General features: G+C 74.1%; 17 protein-coding genes. 8 read left to right on the forward strand and 9 right to left on the reverse strand.

Annotated features, from left to right (window positions below):
* The first annotated feature begins 14 nt into the window (after window positions 1-14).
* Window positions 15-830: a pyrroline-5-carboxylate reductase gene (proC, locus tag FE634_RS03315; protein ID WP_137292295.1), complete on the forward strand. Its 816-nt coding sequence runs from the start codon at window positions 15-17 to the stop codon at window positions 828-830.
* A gap of 16 nt (window positions 831-846) precedes the next feature.
* The gene (locus tag FE634_RS03320) at window positions 847-1,380 is read left to right on the forward strand and encodes a hypothetical protein (protein WP_138875077.1); all 534 of its coding nucleotides are present in this window, start codon (window positions 847-849) and stop codon (window positions 1,378-1,380) included.
* A gap of 21 nt (window positions 1,381-1,401) precedes the next feature.
* On the opposite strand, the gene FE634_RS03325 is transcribed toward FE634_RS03320, so the two are convergent.
* Window positions 1,402-1,836, reverse strand: a complete 435-nt coding sequence (locus tag FE634_RS03325) for a hypothetical protein (RefSeq protein WP_138875078.1) — start codon at window positions 1,834-1,836, stop codon at window positions 1,402-1,404.
* 73 nt (window positions 1,837-1,909) lie between these two features.
* Between FE634_RS03325 and FE634_RS03330 the strand changes: the two genes are divergently transcribed.
* The gene (locus FE634_RS03330) at window positions 1,910-2,803 is read left to right on the forward strand and encodes a haloalkane dehalogenase (RefSeq protein WP_138875079.1); all 894 of its coding nucleotides are present in this window, start codon (window positions 1,910-1,912) and stop codon (window positions 2,801-2,803) included.
* 44 nt (window positions 2,804-2,847) lie between these two features.
* Here FE634_RS03330 and FE634_RS03335 read toward each other — a convergent pair whose 3' ends face one another.
* The 6 genes from FE634_RS03335 to FE634_RS03360 all read right to left on the reverse strand — a co-directional run bounded on the left by FE634_RS03335 (window position 2,848) and on the right by FE634_RS03360 (window position 8,586).
* A complete protein-coding gene (locus tag FE634_RS03335) occupies window positions 2,848-3,534 on the reverse strand; it encodes a TetR/AcrR family transcriptional regulator (RefSeq protein ID WP_137292299.1) in 687 nt (228 codons plus the stop codon).
* Window positions 3,491-3,910, reverse strand: coding sequence for a thiol-disulfide oxidoreductase DCC family protein (locus FE634_RS03340; RefSeq protein ID WP_138875080.1), 420 nt, complete (start codon window positions 3,908-3,910; stop codon window positions 3,491-3,493). The genes FE634_RS03335 and FE634_RS03340 overlap by 44 nt, the downstream gene beginning before the upstream one ends.
* A gap of 3 nt (window positions 3,911-3,913) precedes the next feature.
* Complete coding sequence (locus tag FE634_RS03345; protein ID WP_137292301.1) at window positions 3,914-4,330, reverse strand: hypothetical protein; 417 nt, start codon at window positions 4,328-4,330, stop codon at window positions 3,914-3,916.
* A 133-nt stretch (window positions 4,331-4,463) separates the two neighbouring features.
* Window positions 4,464-5,423: a tryptophan--tRNA ligase gene (gene trpS / locus FE634_RS03350; RefSeq protein ID WP_137292302.1), complete on the reverse strand. Its 960-nt coding sequence runs from the start codon at window positions 5,421-5,423 to the stop codon at window positions 4,464-4,466.
* A 194-nt stretch (window positions 5,424-5,617) separates the two neighbouring features.
* A complete protein-coding gene (locus FE634_RS03355) occupies window positions 5,618-7,276 on the reverse strand; it encodes a DUF885 domain-containing protein (protein ID WP_137292303.1) in 1,659 nt (552 codons plus the stop codon).
* Window positions 7,277-7,329: 53 nt separating this feature from the next.
* Window positions 7,330-8,586 (reverse strand): hypothetical protein, encoded by a 1,257-nt coding sequence (locus FE634_RS03360; protein WP_137292304.1) that lies wholly within the window; start codon window positions 8,584-8,586, stop codon window positions 7,330-7,332.
* On the opposite strand from FE634_RS03360, the gene FE634_RS03365 reads away from it, so the two are divergent.
* The 5 genes from FE634_RS03365 (at window position 8,585) to FE634_RS03385 (ending at window position 12,623) form a co-directional block, all read left to right on the forward strand.
* Window positions 8,585-9,796 carry an acetoin utilization protein AcuC gene (locus tag FE634_RS03365; RefSeq protein WP_137292305.1) on the forward strand — a complete coding sequence of 404 codons (1,212 nt, stop codon included), beginning with the start codon at window positions 8,585-8,587 and terminating at the stop codon, window positions 9,794-9,796. The genes FE634_RS03360 and FE634_RS03365 overlap by 2 nt on opposite strands.
* A gap of 139 nt (window positions 9,797-9,935) precedes the next feature.
* On the forward strand, window positions 9,936-10,139 hold the full coding sequence (locus FE634_RS03370; protein WP_137292306.1) for a helix-turn-helix domain-containing protein: 204 nt from the start codon (window positions 9,936-9,938) through the stop codon (window positions 10,137-10,139).
* A 116-nt stretch (window positions 10,140-10,255) separates the two neighbouring features.
* Window positions 10,256-10,357 carry a 30S ribosomal protein bS22 gene (locus FE634_RS03375; protein WP_008356322.1) on the forward strand — a complete coding sequence of 34 codons (102 nt, stop codon included), beginning with the start codon at window positions 10,256-10,258 and terminating at the stop codon, window positions 10,355-10,357.
* A gap of 27 nt (window positions 10,358-10,384) precedes the next feature.
* Complete coding sequence (locus FE634_RS03380; protein ID WP_137292307.1) at window positions 10,385-11,440, forward strand: NAD-dependent epimerase/dehydratase family protein; 1,056 nt, start codon at window positions 10,385-10,387, stop codon at window positions 11,438-11,440.
* Window positions 11,433-12,623: a lysophospholipid acyltransferase family protein gene (locus tag FE634_RS03385; protein WP_137292308.1), complete on the forward strand. Its 1,191-nt coding sequence runs from the start codon at window positions 11,433-11,435 to the stop codon at window positions 12,621-12,623. Before FE634_RS03380 ends, FE634_RS03385 begins: the two co-directional genes overlap by 8 nt.
* A 45-nt stretch (window positions 12,624-12,668) precedes the next feature.
* Here FE634_RS03385 and FE634_RS03390 read toward each other — a convergent pair whose 3' ends face one another.
* Together FE634_RS03390 and FE634_RS03395 are read right to left on the reverse strand one after the other, a co-directional pair.
* Window positions 12,669-13,985 carry a DUF5667 domain-containing protein gene (locus FE634_RS03390; protein WP_138875083.1) on the reverse strand — a complete coding sequence of 439 codons (1,317 nt, stop codon included), beginning with the start codon at window positions 13,983-13,985 and terminating at the stop codon, window positions 12,669-12,671.
* Window positions 13,986-14,097: 112 nt separating this feature from the next.
* A complete protein-coding gene (locus FE634_RS03395; RefSeq protein WP_138875084.1) occupies window positions 14,098-14,868 on the reverse strand; it encodes a sigma-70 family RNA polymerase sigma factor in 771 nt (256 codons plus the stop codon).
* Window positions 14,869-14,897: the final 29 nt, after the last annotated feature.

Consider the following 14,897-nt stretch of genomic DNA (forward strand, 5'->3'; position numbering starts at 1 on the left):
CGTAGGTTCTCCCCATGAGCGAGAGCAACGCGACGGCCATCATCGGCGCCGGCGTCATGGGCGAGACCCTCCTGTCCGGCCTGGTCCGTGCCGGGCGCCGCGTCGACCGGCTGATGGTGGGGGAGAAGCGGGCCGAGCGGGCCCGCGAGCTCGAGGAGCGCTACGGCGTCGCCGTCGTCTCCAACGTCGACGCCGCCGCGCGCGCCGACACCGTCGCGCTCGTCGTCAAGCCGCAGGACATGGGCGACGTCCTCGCCGAGATCGCGCCGTCGCTGCGCGCCGGGCAGCTGCTCGTGTCGCTGGCCGCGGGCATCACCACCTCCTTCATCGAGTCGCGGGTGCCCGACGGTGTCGCCGTCGTCCGGGTGATGCCCAACACGCCGGCCCTGGTCGACGAGGGCATGTCGGCGATCTCGCCCGGCTCGCACTGCTCCGAGGCGCAGCTCGCCGAGGCCGAGGCGCTGCTCGACTCGGTCGGCCGGGTGCTGCGGATCCCCGAGCGCCAGCAGGACGCCGTCACCGCGATCTCCGGGTCGGGCCCGGCCTACATCTTCTTCGTCGTCGAGTCGATGATCGAGGCCGGCGTCCACCTCGGGCTGCCCCGCGCGACCGCCAGCGAGCTGGTGATCCAGACCCTGGTGGGCTCGGCCAAGATGCTCCGCGAGACCGGCACCCACCCGACCGTGCTGCGCGAGCAGGTCACCTCGCCCGGCGGCACGACCGCCTCGGCGCTGCGCGAGCTGGAGATCCACAGGGTGCGCGCGGCGTTCCTGGCCGCCATGGAGGCCGCCCGCAACCGCTCGCGCGAGCTGGCCGAGGGCACGCCGTGACCCGCGGCCCCGCCCGGTGAGCCGGCTCCCGCTCGTCTGGGGCGCGACCGCGGCCGAGGTGACCCGCGCCTACCCGGCCGACCGGGCCGTCGACGGGCCGGTCGTGCTGATGACGCGGGCCGCGCCCGTCGATGCGCCGGTCGCCGTGGTCTGGCGCTGGCTGTGCCAGATGGCGGTCGCGCCGTACTCCTACGACTGGGTCGACAACCTCGGACGCCGCTCGCCGCGCGAGCTCACGCCCGGGGCCGACCGGCTCGAGCCCGGGCAGACGATGGCCACGGTGCTGGCCTTGGTCGACGTGGTCGACGGGCACCACTGGACCGGGGTGACGCGGACCTCGCGACCGTTCGGCCGCATCGCGATGACCTACGCCGCCGAGCCGGGACCGGTGCCCGGCAGCAGCCGGATCGTGTGCCGGATCGCCGTCGGCGCCGGGAGCCGACCGGGCCGGGTGGCCGCGCACGCGCTCGCGTGGGGCGACCTGGTGATGATCCGCAAGCAGCTCCGCACCCTGGGTGGGCTGGCCGAGCGGGACGCCGCCGCGCGCTGACGCGGGCCCGCGCGGCGTCCGTCAGGCGGGGTCGACCGCGGCGACGGCGGTCCCGGTGACCGCGGCGGTCTCGCGGGCCGCGGCGGCCCGGCGGGCCCGCCGCTTGTCGACCTGGAGGGCGGCGAGGTTGAGCGCGCCCCACGACAGGGTGGTGGCCAGCACCTTGGTGCGCACCGCGTCGTCGTCGGCGCGGGCGGCCAGCACGACGCCGTCGCCGACGTCGCACAGGATGCGGATCCACATCGCGGTGCGGACCGTGCGCTCCGAGCGGCCCAGGATGCCGAACGTGCTGATCGCGAGGTCGCGGACGCCGAACACCTCGGCGAGCAGGTCGTAGCCGGCCTGCTCGTCCTTGTCGGCCTCCAGCGCCACGCCGAGGTGCTCGGGGCGGACGAAGCAGAACCCGGCGTAGGAGGCGGTGGCGGTGCTCATCAGGCGACTCAGCGCGTAGCTCATGGGCACGACGCTACGGGGGTGGCCGCGCTCGCGGATCCCCACCAGGGGTGGCCCGGGCTGCCAGACTCGCCGGATGGACGCCTTCCGCACGCCCGAGGACCGCTTCGCCGCCGTCGACTGGCCCGAGCCGGCCTACGCCGAGGTCGGCGACGGGCTGCGGATGGCCTACGTCGACACCGGCAGCCCCGGCGACCTCGCGGCGCCGGTGGCGCTGCTGCTGCACGGTGAGCCGACGTGGGGCTACCTCTACCGGCACGTCGTCGCCGAGCTCGACGCCGTGGGCGTGCGGTGCGTCGTGCCCGACCTGATCGGCTTCGGGCGCTCCGACAAGCCGCTGGCGGTCGCCGACCACTCCTACGCGCGCCACGTCGAGTGGGTCCGCCGCCTGGTGGTCGACCACCTGGCGCTCACCGACGTCACCCTGGTCGGCCAGGACTGGGGCGGGCTGATCGGGCTGCGGCTCGTGGCCGAGCACCCCGACCGCTTCGCCCGCGTCGTGGCCGCCAACACCGGGCTGCCGACCGGCGACGTCGACATGCCGGAGGTCTGGTGGCAGTTCCGGCGGGCCGTGGAGTCGGCGCCGACGCTCGACGTGGGCCGGCTGGTCGCCTCGGGCTGTCGGCACGGGCTCGCCGACGCCGACCGGGCGGCCTACGACGCCCCGTTCCCCGACGAGGCGAGCAAGGCCGGCCCGCGGGCGATGCCGCTCCTGGTGCCGACCCGGCCCGACGACCCGGCCACCGAGGCCAACCGCGCCGCGTGGCGCAGCCTCGGGGAGTGGGACCGGCCGTTCCTGGTGGCCTTCTCCGACTCCGACCCGATCACCGGGGCGATGGCGCCGATCCTGCGCGGGCACGTGCCCGGTGCCGCCCTGCTCGACCACCCCACGCTCCTCGACGCCGGTCACTTCCTGCAGGAGGACGCCGGCAACGAGCTCGGCCGCGTGGTCGCGGCGTTCATGGCCTGAGCCCGGCCGGGGCCGTGCCGGGCCCCGCCGGGACCCTGCGGGGATCAGTCGGTGCGCAGGTCGGCGACCAGGGCGACGACGTCGTCGACGACGCCGCGGACCACCGGCAGGCGGGAGAGTCGCAGCAGCCGGTCGACGATCGGCACCGACCGGGCGACCAGCGCCCGGGTGCGCGCCTGCTGGGGCGACCGGTCGTGCACCCAGAACAGCACGTAGCCCATCTGCAGCAGCCACAGCAGGTCGGGCAGCTCGGCCCGCACGGCCGGGGCCAGCTTGAGGTCGGAGCCCTCCACGACCCGCCGGTAGAGCTCGGTGCTGGCCTGGCGGGCCGCGGTGGACTCGGCGCTGAACGGCGACAGCGGGCTGTCGGGGTCGGCGGCGTTCTTGAAGAACTGGGCCGCGAACTCGTGGTGCGGGGCCGCGACGTCGAGCCAGGCGTCGAGGACCCCGCGCAGGCGGACGTCGAAGCCGCGGTCGCGCTGGAGGACGGCGCCGGCCGCCTCGGCGTGCTCGACCTGGATGCTGTCGTAGAACGCCTGGATCAGGTGTTCCTTCGAGCCGAAGTAGTAGTAGGCGTTGCCCACCGCGACGCCGGCCTCGCCGGCGATGGCGCGCATGGTGGTGCGGTCGTAGCCGTCGCGACGGAACAGCCGCAGCGCGGCGTCCGCGATGGTGGCGCGGGTCTGCTCAGCCTTGCTGGTGAGCGACGCGCGGGGAGCAGGATCCGGCACAGTCGTCAGGGTAGTCACCCCCCGTGCCGCCGCCCGGCGCCATCAGGTGGCGCAGCCCGGCCGCGGTACCCGCGGCACCGCGCGCGAGCGGGAGCCAGGCCGGGCGGGCCAGCCGCTCGGCGAGCCCTCGGTGCGCCCCGGTCGCCCAGAGGCACATCACCCACGCCCGCTCGTGGGTCCACATGGACCCGTCGTCGCCGACGACCGTGACCTCCGCGAGCGTGCGGGCGTGGTCGAGCGTCGGGAACAGGGCCCGGGCCTCGGGTGACCCGGCCGGCACGAGTCGCACCGGCACGAGCAGGGGCTGCGCGGCCAGCCACGCCCGGAACCGGGAGCAGAGCGGGCACGCGGCGTCGTACAGGACGGTGAGGCGCACTTGTCAGGACGCCGGGAAGGCGGGCATCGGCGGGACGTAGCTCTGGGGCGCGACGGGCGCGGCGCGGTAGGCGTCGATCCGCTGACGGCGGCGCATCGAGCTGAACACCCAGACGTTGAGGAAGTGCAGGACGCCGAGCACGAGCGTCACGACGCCGATCTTCACGCTGAGCTGCTCGACCAGGCCGCGCAGGTCGGCGACCTCGCCGCCGTTGCGCAGGTAGAGGCTGACGAAGCCGAGGTTCAGCAGGTAGAAGCCGACGACGAGGAGCCGGTTGACGGCCTCGGCGACGTCCTCGTGCTCGCCGAAGACCTCCTCGAGGAAGACCCCGCCGTGACGCGACAGCGTCGTCGCCACCCACACGGTGAGCGGGATGGCGATGAGCAGGTAGGCGAGGTAGGTCGCGACGGTCCAGTCCATGACAGGTCTCCTTGAGAGTGATTTGAACGCGTTCAGAACCTAGCACGAATTGAACGTGTTCAAACGTCGCCCCGTCGTCGGGGATCCCGGACGCCCGCGGCCCGGGTCCCCGACGTGGCGGATCCCGGTCGGCTCAGAGCCCGATGGCGGCCGCCGCCGCGGCCAGGACCGGCTCCGTCACGGCGCACGCTCGTGCGGTGCCCCGGTCGACGACGTCGCTGACGTGGGTCCGGTCCGCGACGAGCTCGGCACAGCGCCGGCGAACCGGCTCCAGCTCGGCCACGACCGCGTCCGTCACGGCGGCCTTGAGCGCTCCGTAGGTCGTGATCCCGGCGGCCGACCCCCCGCACGCGGCGAGGACGTCGAGCAGGTTGGTGATGCCCGGCTTGGCGTCGCGGTCGGGGCGGACGGCGTCCGGCCCGACGTCGCTGTCGGTGACGGCCCGGGCGACCTTGCGCCGGATGGTGTCCGGGTCGTCGAGGATCCCGATGCTGCCGGGGGTGCTCGACTTGCTCATCTTCGTGGTGGGGTCGGCCAGGTCCATGACGCGGGCACCGACCGGCGGCGTGGTCATCTCCGGCACGGTGAAGACCGGCCCGTAGGTCGCGTTGAACCGCGCGGCGAGGTCGCGCGTCAGCTCGACGTGCTGGCGCTGGTCCTCGCCGACCGGCACCTGCTCGGCCCGGTAGAGCAGGATGTCGGCGGCCATCAGCACGGGGTAGGTGAGCAGCGAGGTCCGGGTCGAGGCGACGCCGCGACCCTTCGTCCGGAACTGGATCATCCGGCCCAGCTCGCCGGTCGTCACGACGCACTCGAGCAGCTGGGCGAGCCGCGCGTGGGCCGGCACCCGGCTCTGCACGAACACCGTGCTCCGGTCGAGCCCGACGGCGACCATGACGGCCGCCTGCTCGGCGACCGTGGCCCGCAGGGTGGCGGGGTCGTGGGCGACGGTGAGGGCGTGCAGGTCCGAGATGCCGTAGAAGCAGTCGGCCCGAGCCTGCTGCTCGGCCATCGGGCGCAGCGCGCCGAGGTAGTTGCCGAGGGTCAGGCGACCGCTCGGGGTGAGCAGGGAGAGGCGACGGGATCGATCCATGGTGGGCTCCTGGTGAGGTGGGCCCACGGGTGGCGTCCCGGGCCACGACCGGTCCGCGGACAGGTCGGGACGTGCAGAACGGCCGCCCGTGGGCGGCCGTTTCTGGGTGGTGCGTCAGAACAGTGGTCCGCCGGTCAGGCGGGCCACCACTGCGACAGGTGGGTCGGCAGGTTCGTCAGCACCGGCTCATCGTGTCACGGGAGCCGGGCCGCGACCACCCGGTCGAGCACGTCGAGCGGCAGCGAGCCGGAGTCGAGCACGGCGGAGTGGAACGCCCGGACGTCGAACGAGGCCCCCTGGCGGGCCTCGGCCTCGCGCCGGATCCGCTCGACCTCGACCCGGCCGACCATGTAGGAGCAGGCCTGGCCGGGGGTGACGATGTAGCGGTCGATCTCGGGACGGACCATCGCGTCGGCCAGCGGTGAGTTGTCGACCATGTAGGCCACCGCCTGCTCGCGGGTCCAGCCGAGCGCGTGGATGCCGGTGTCGACGACGAGCCGGCAGGCGCGCATCGAGTCGGCGGCGTACATCCCCATCCGGTCCACGGCGGAGGAGTAGAGGCCCATCTCGTCGGCGAGCCGCTCGGTGTAGAGCCCCCAGCCCTCGGCGTAGGCGGAGTTGTGGATGTGCTTGCGGAACTCCGGGACCCCCTCGAGCTCGGCGGCGATCGCCAGCTGCAGGTGGTGCCCGGGGATGCCCTCGTGGAAGGCCATCGCCTCGAGCTCGAAGGTGCCCCACGACGCCGGGTCGTCGACGTTGATGAAGAACGTGCCGCCGCGGCTGCCGTCACCCGCGGGCGGGAAGTAGAAGGCCTTGGCCCCGCTCGTGGTGCCCTCGACGGCGCACGCCGCCCGGGGGAGGACCTCGAACCAGCCGGGCATCGCGTCCCAGGCCCGCGCCATCGCGACGCGGGAGGCCTCGACGAGCTGCTCGCCACGCTCGAAGTGCAGGGCGGGGTCGGTGCGCATCGCCTCGAAGATCCGGGCGAGGTCGTCGGTGCCGACCACCTCGGGGCCGAGGGCGCGGTACTCCTCGGCGAGCTTGGCGACCTGGGCGAGGCCGAGGTCGTGGATCTCCTGGGCGCTCTTCGTGGTCGTGGTGAAGTACCGCAGCAGGGCGGCGTAGGTGGCCTCGCCGTCGGGCAGGTGCACCAGGCCGCACTGCTCGTCGGGCCGGGCGTGCGGCAGCACCTCCTCGCGCAGGACGTCGCGGTAGCCGGCCATCGCCGGACGCAGCTCGTCGCCGACCACCGCGCCGACCCGGGCGCGCCAGGCGTCCGCGTCGACCCCGGCCGGGGGCGCCGGCACCTGGGTCAGGACGGCGTCCTCGGCGAGCGGTGCGGCCAGCAGCGTGTCGAGCTGCGCGACGGTGTCGGCCACGGCGAAGCGGGCCGGCGTCCGGCCGGCGGCGACGCCCTCGCGGAGCCGGTCGGCGAGCTCGCCGTAGCTGCGGGCCACGCCGCGCAGCTTGTCGACGAACGCCTCGGCGACGACGGCGTCGGGCAGGGCGAGCATCCCGGTGACGATCGGGACGCCGACCTGGACGCCGAAGATCGGGTCGGCGGCGAGCTCGGCCAGGCGCGTCCCGAGCCGGTCGGCGGTCGTGGTCGCGGTGGAGATCAGCACGTCGCGCGTGATCTGCTCCTGGGCGTCGAGCTCGCCCGGGCTGATCGCCTCGGCGTCGTCGACGAAGGTGCGCAGCGCCTCGATCCGCCGGTCCTCGGCCGCCCTGGTCTCGTCCTCGTAGAACGCGGCGTAGCGGTAGTCGCCGAGCAGGTGGGCCTCGGTCGGGTTGGTCTCCAGGTGGAAGTCCCAGAAGGCGCGGGCGAGCTCCTGGAGGTCGGCGTTCGTCATGCGCCGACCCTACGGGCGGCCGCGGCGCGCCGCCGACGCCGCCGAGGGGTCGGTCACGGCGGGTAGTCGCTGGGCGGCACGAAGATCACCAGCCACCAGATCCACCCGACCTGGCCCACGACGCCGGCCACGACCCAGAACGTCGTGCGCAGGCCGAGCAGCCGCGGCCGCTCGCGGTGCCCGCCGACGAGCAGCACGGCGAGCGGGAAGAGCGGGATCAGGTAGCGGAAGATGCTGGTGTGCCCGTCGACGACGGCGAGCAGGTAGAGCGCGTAGGCCGCCGACCAGACCCGCAGCCGCAGGTCGACGCCGCCGGCCACCCGCGGCACCAGCATGAGCAGCGCCAGCGCGACGGGGACCACGATCCCCAGCGCGGGCAGCACGAAGACCGACTGGCGGTACTCCAGGGCCCAGGAGATCGTCTGCTGCCACGGCTCGAGGACGTTGATCGACGCCTCGCCGCGCCACGCGGTCATCGTGCTCGGGTAGGCGTCGCGGCGCCCGGTCCCGAGCGCGGCGATCGTCGTCCAGAGGATCCCGGACAGGCCGGTGGCCACGAAGGTGCCGAGGATCGCGAGCCGCTCCGGGGTCTCGACCGGCCGCTCGGCCCGCACGCGCCAGCGCATCCAGATCGCGACCACGACCACCACGACCAGCGGCAGCGCGATCGGGCGGGTCAGGCCGAGGAGCAGCGCGGCCGCCGCGGCGCCCCACCACCGCTCGCGCACCAGCAGCAACAGGAACGTGACCAGCAGCAGCATCGAGAACGACTCGGTGTAGGCCATCTGCAGCACGGGCGCGACCGGGCAGGCCGCCCACACCGCGACGCCGGCCAGGGCCACGAGCTCCGAGCGGGCGGGCAGGGTCTCGACGAGCAGCCGCGCCATCACCACGGCGGCGCCCAGCCCGGCGAGCAGCGCGAGCAGCGGTGCGACGGTGGCGAAGTCGGCGCCGGTCAGCGCCGAGACGAACCGGATGGCGTAGGGGAACACGGGGTAGAACGCCCACGGGTTCTGCTGGACCCGGCCGTCCTCGCCGACCGGCAGGGTGTCGGGGTAGCCGCCGTCGACGATGCGCTGGTACCACTGCGCGTCCCACGACAGCGCCAGGTCGATCTCGCCCTCGCGCGGGCCGGTGACGCCGGGGAACCACTCCTGCTGCTCGGCGGCCTGCGCCATCAGCAGCCACGTGACGAGCCGCAGGCCGAGGTAGACCGCGACGACCTTGGCCCACAGCGGCACCTCGTCGAGCCGGCGCGGCCACCGGGCCGGCCGGTCGCCCCGCACTCGGTCGGCGACGGGTGCGGGCATGGTGACTAGTGTCGCAGGGGTGGATTCCTGTTCGGGTCCGGCCGTCGTGGTCTTCGACCCCACGCTGACCGCCTACGACTTCGGCCCGAGCCACCCGATGTCGCCGCTGCGGGTCGACCTCGCGATCAGGCTGGCCGAGGGGCTGGGCGTGCTCGGCCCGCGGCTGCGGGCCGTGCCGGCGCCGTACGCGACCGAGGCGCAGATCGAGTCGGTCCACGGCCGCGACCTGATCGAGGGCGTCCAGCGGATGGGCCGCGACCCGCACGGCCCGGACGCCGAGGACGTCGGCCTCGGCACCGACGACAACCCCGTCTTCGCCGGCATGCACGAGGCCGCCTCGCACGTGGTCGGCGCCACGGTCGAGGCCTGCCGCCAGGTGTGGTCGGGGGAGTCGCTCCATGCCGCCAACATCGCCGGCGGCCTGCACCACGCGATGGCCGACCGCGCGAGCGGCTTCTGCATCTACAACGACATCGCGGTCGGCATCCGCTGGCTGCTCGACCAGGGTGCGGAGCGGGTCGCCTACGTCGACGTCGACGTCCACCACGGCGACGGCGTCGAGCGGGTCTTCTGGGACGACCCGCGCGTGCTGACGATCTCGCTGCACGAGTCGGGACAGTTCCTCTTCCCCGGCACCGGCGGCTCCGAGGCGCTCGGCGGGCCGGACGCCCTGGGCTCGGCGGTCAACGTCCCGCTGCCCCCCGGCACCACCGACTCCGGCTGGCTGCGGGCCTTCCACGCCGTCGTCCCGCCGCTGCTGCGCGAGTTCGCCCCCGACGTCCTGGTGACCCAGCACGGCTGCGACTCGCACCGCTCCGACCCGCTCGCCGACCTCGAGCTGAGCATCGACGGGCAGCGGGAGACCTATCTCGCCCTGCACGACCTCGCGCACGAGACCGCGGGCGGGCGCTGGGTGGCCACCGGGGGTGGCGGGTACGCGGTCGTCGACGTCGTCCCGCGCGCCTGGACCCACCTGCTCGCCATCGTCGCCGGTGCCCCGCTGGACCCGGCCACGGCGACGCCGCAGGCCTGGCGCGACCACGTCGAGGCGGTCCTCGGCGCCACCGCCCCGGAGGTCATGACCGACGGCGTGTCGCCCTCCTGGCGGGCCTGGGAGGACGGCTACGACCCCGACTCGTGGCTCGACCGGATGGTCCAGGCGACGCGCACGGCGGCCTTTCCGTACCACGGGCTCGATCCCGTCCTCTGAGCGACACGCCAGGGACTCACAAGTAAATCTCCGCAACGTCTTCCCCACGCGTCACAGGAGCCCTACAGTCTGCTCACGTCGTGCTCGTGCGATCACCGGTGGGGAAGCCGGTGGCGAGCACCTAGAAAGCTGGTGCCAGGTGTCGAACTCGACCGGAGGACTCTCCGACCCGAAGTTCCTGACCATTGCCGAGGTCGCATCCCTGATGCGGGTCTCGAAGATGACCGTCTACCGACTCGTCCACGGCGGTGAGCTGCCCGCGGTCCGCGTGGGTCGCTCGTTCCGTGTGTCCGAGGAGGACGTCGACGAGTACCTCCGCAAGAGCTTCTACAACGCGGGTTGATCGAGCCGGCCGTCGCGGCGGGGGTGCGGACCGATTCCGCGCCCTCACGCGGTGCCCGTTAGGGTTGGCGCTCTCACCCGGGTTTCCTGGTGTGCTCGATCAGAAGAGGTTGTTTCGTGGGTTCTGTCATCAAGAAGCGGCGCAAGCGCATGGCGAAGAAGAAGCACCGCAAGCTTCTCAAGAAGACGCGCGTCCAGCGCCGCAAGCTCGGCAAGTAGGCCGAGCACCCGGACGGGCGCGCGTCCATGGCCGGCGGCGACAAGGTCGTCCTCGTCACCGGGGTCTCTCGTGACCTCGGCCGCCGGTGTGCGCGGGCCCTGGCCGAGCATCCCTCGGTCCGCCGGGTCATCGGCGTCGACGTCGTCCCGCCCCGCGGGGACGTCGGCGACGTGTCGTTCGTGCGCGCGGACATCCGCAACCCCGTCATCGCGAAGGTCATCGCCAAGGAGGACGTCGACACCGTCGTCCACATGAGCGTGATCGCGACCCCCGGCAGCGCCGGGGGCCGCAACACGATGAAGGAGCTCAACGTCATCGGCACGATGCAGCTGCTCGCTGCGTGCCAGAAGGCGCCGAGCGTGCGCGACCTCGTCGTGAAGTCGACGACGACGGTCTACGGCGCGAGCAACCGCGACCCGGCGATGTTCACCGAGGACATGGAGCCCCGGCGCGCCCCGCGCGCGGGCTACGCCAAGGACGTCGCCGAGATCGAGGGCTACGTGCGCGGCTTCGCGCGCCGGCGCAGCGACTGCCGCGTCACGATGCTGCGCTGCGCGAACGTCATCGGGCCGCACGTCGTCAGCCCGCTCACGTCGTACTTCCGGCTCCCGGTCATCCCGACCGTGCTCGGCTACGACGCCCGGATGCAGCTGCTGCACGAGGACGACCTGCGCGCGGTGCTCCAGCACTGTGTGAGCACGCCGGTCCCCGGCACGTTCAACGTCGCCGGCAGCGGCGTCCTGATGCTGTCGCAGGCCGTGCGCCGCCTGCAGCGCCCCGCCGTCCCCATGCCGGCCTTCGCCGTCGGGAGCCTCGGGTCGGCGCTGCGCTCGGCCCGGCTCGCCGACTTCTCGCCCGAGCAGCAGGCGTTCCTCACCTACGGTCGCGGCGTCGACACCACGCAGATGCGCGAGGTGCTCGGCTTCGAGCCGCGTCACACCACCGCCGAGGCGTTCGCCGACTTCGCCGCCGGCCTGACGCCGACCGGCGGGCACCTCGACCGCGCCCTATGCGGGCTCGCGGCCCGGCTGCCCAGCGCGCCGGACCCCGTCGACGCCGGGAGGGGTGGTCCTCGTGGGTGACGCCGAGATCATCCCGATCGGCACCCGTGGCCGACCCGGCCGCGGCACCGGCAAGCAGCCGTCGTCGGCGGCCCGCAACCTGGCCCCCAAGCCCCGTCCCGCGGCGGGCCGGCAGACCACCCCGCCGGCCGACGACGTCCACGACGCCGAGCCGCCCGCCCGCGACCCCGTCGAGCCGGTCGAGCCGGTCGAGTCGGTCGGGCCGGTCGGGCCGGTCACGGCCGCCGAGACCCCCGGGGGGACCACCGCCCGGCCGGCCGCGACGACCCGCGAGCGACACCCGCTGCGGGGCATCCCCACCTCCGCCTGGCTCTCGGCGTTCCAGCAGGCCGCGGCCGAGGTCTTCGGCGAGTCGTGGGAGCCGCGGCTCGCGCAGCTCCTGGCCTTCCTGCGCCGGCGGATCACCGGCGACTACGTCGTCGACGAGTACGGCTTTGACGCCGAGGTCACCGAGCGCTTCCTCATGGCGGTGCTGCGGCCGATCGCCGAGCAGTGGTTCCGCATCGAGGTGCGCGGCATCGACAACATCCCGGCCGAGGGCGGCGCACTGGTGGTGTCCAACCACTCCGGCACCGTCCCGGTCGACGGGCTGATGACGATGGTCTCGATCCACGACCGCACGGGCCGCCACCTGCGCCCGCTCGGGGCCGACCTGGTCTTCAAGATGCCCGTCGTCTCCAGCATGGCCCGCCGCAGCGGCGCCACCCTGGCCTGCCAGGAGGACGCCGAGCGGATGCTGCGCGGCGGCGAGCTCGTCGGCGTGTGGCCCGAGGGCTTCAAGGGCATCGGCAAGAACTACTCCGAGCGCTACAAGCTGCAGCGCTTCGGGCGCGGCGGCTTCGTCTCGGCGGCGCTGCGCACCGGCGTCCCGATCGTCCCCCTCGCCGTCGTCGGGGCGGAGGAGATCTACCCGCTCGTCGGCAACATCCCCGCGCTGGCCCGCCTGATCGGCGTGCCCTACATCCCGGTCACGCCGTTCTTCCCGCTGCTCGGACCGCTCGGGCTGATCCCGCTGCCGTCGAAGTGGCTCCTCGAGTTCGGCGAGCCCATCCGCACCGACGAGTACGACGCGGGGGCCGCCGAGGACCCGATGCTCGTCTTCGACGTCACCGACCAGGTGCGCGAGACCATCCAGCAGACGCTCTACTCGCTGCTGATGCAGCGCCAGTCCGTCTTCCGCTGACCCCGCTGACCCCGCTGACCCGGTCGGCCGGCGACGCCGGCGGCGTCAGGGCTGGCCGCCGCCGAGCAGCCCGTCGAGCGCGTCGGCGGTGCCGGTGAGCAGGTCGCCGACCAGGCCGTCGCCCGACCCGGTACCGGTGCCGCCGCCCGCGCCACCACCGCTGGTGCCACCGGACCCGGAGCCACCCGAGCCCCCGCCGGAGCTGCCGCCGGACCCGCCGACGAGACCCTCGATGAGGTCGTCGAGGGGGTCGGTGAGCGGCGTGAGCGGGCCGCGGGGGCCACCGCCGCCGCCGGACCCGGGGACCGTGGGCGTCGACGACGCGCCGGGGACGGGGACGGCGGGCTGCTGCGTCGGAGCGGGGGTGCCGGGGCCCGGGCCGGGTCCGGGCGCGGCGGGATCCACGGCCCCGCCCTGCTGGCCCGGCTGGCCCTGGCCCTGTTGCCCCTGCTGGCCGGGCTGCTGGTCGCCGTCGGGGTCGCGGGGCGGGGTGGTCAGGCCGGGGAGGATCGTCCCGACCGGGTCGGCGAGGAGCTCCTCGAAGATCGGCGAGAGGGCGCCGACCGCCTGGACGGTGTCCTCGACGAGCGGCAGGACCCCGCACGACGGGCAGACCTGCACGGCGAGCCGGTCGAGCTCGGCGATCGCCGCCGCGGCGGCCGACAGCGCTCCCTGGGCGTCGGGGGGCACGGTGCCCTGGAGCTCCTCGAGGGTTGCCATGCTGGTCGTGGTGAACCCGCGCAGCTCCTCGACGGCGGCCTCGTCGCCGGTCGCGGCGTAGTCGTCGAGCAGCACCTGGGAGGCCTGGTCGGCCTGCCGGGTGAACTCCTCGAGGGTCTCGGTGATCACGGCGGGGTCGCGCTGCTCGCGGCTGAGGGCGCCGACCTCGTCGAGCCGGTCGGTGGCGTTGTCGAGCATGGTGGCGCCCTTGGCGTCGGCGTCGCGGACCAGGCTCTCGTGGACGTTCTCGATCGCCCGCTTGAGCGGGTAGAGCGTGTCGCCGGGGAGGGCGGACTGGGCGGCCACCGCCATCGAGCCGGACGCCGCGATCATGGCGAAGCCGCCGACGGCGACGGCGAGCCGGCGCTCGGAGCGGGTCCGGCGGTCGGCGGCCGGAGCCCGGCGCAGCGCGAGCCGGTCGTGGGTGTCGGCGACCAGCGCGGTCTCGGCGGCGACCATCAGCCGGGCGCGGAGGTCCTCGACGAACTCGGGCCGGGCCACGGGCGCGGGGACCGAGCGCAGCAGCGCGACCGCCGCGAGCAGGTCGGCGTACGGAGCGTCGTCGAGCGCGCCGCTCGAGGGATCCTCGACCGAGGAGTGGAACTCCTCGGCCCGTCTCCGGGACGTGAACACGGGGTTCATCGCATCCGTCCTGCTCGTTCCAGGGGGCCGACCTGGCCCGTCGAGGAGCACAACGACGACCGGACGCGCGAGGTTACGGACGGGGTGGGAGCGCTTCGGGTCGGCCGGCGCATCAGTCCCTCATCCCCTCGGGCATCAGCTTGGCCAGGTTGCGCACCCCGCGCAGCTGGAGCTGCTTGACCGCCCCGTCGCTCTTGCCGAGCACCGTCGCGGTCTCGGCGATGCTCATGCCCTGGAGGAACCGCATCACCAGGCAGTCGCGCTGCTCGTCGGGCAGCTTCGTGAGGGCCTCGAGGAGCAGCTCGTTGGTCAGCCCCGTGAGCACCTGGTCCTCGGGGCTGTCCTCGCCGGCGTCGTCGTGGGCGCCCATGTCCTCGGTGCTCAGCTCGAGACGGGTTCGACCGGCCTTGTGGTGGTCGTGGGCGAGGTTGCGGGCGATGGTCATCAGCCACGCGCCGAAGTCCTTGCCCTGCCACCGGAAGCTCGTCATGTTGCGCAGCGCGCGCAGGAACGTCTCCGAGGTGAGGTCCTCGGCCAGCGGCACCGAGCGGGTCCGGTAGAAGAGGAAGCGGTAGACCGAGGGCTGGTAGTGGTCGAAGAGCTGGCCGAACGCGTCGGCGTCGCCGGTGCGGGCGAGCTCGACCAGGGCGATCAGGCGGGTGCGGTCGGCCTCGGAGTCCTCCGAGGACGTCGCCCGGTCGGCGTCACCGAAGCCGCCGGCGCCGGGGCCGCCGGCCGGGACGAGCGCCTCCGACAGCAGGACGCCGGCGCGGTCGGGGGGACCCAGCGGCACCAGGGCGGCGTCCGGGGCGGGCAGCAGGCGCGCGACGACCCGGCGCAGGGCCTCCAGGCCGTGCGCGACATCCCGCCCCTCCAAAGGCATCTCGTGCGCCCTCCGTACCGGACCCTCCC

Source organism: Nocardioides sp. S-1144 (assembly GCF_005954645.2).
GTDB lineage: Bacteria > Actinomycetota > Actinomycetes > Propionibacteriales > Nocardioidaceae > Nocardioides > Nocardioides dongxiaopingii.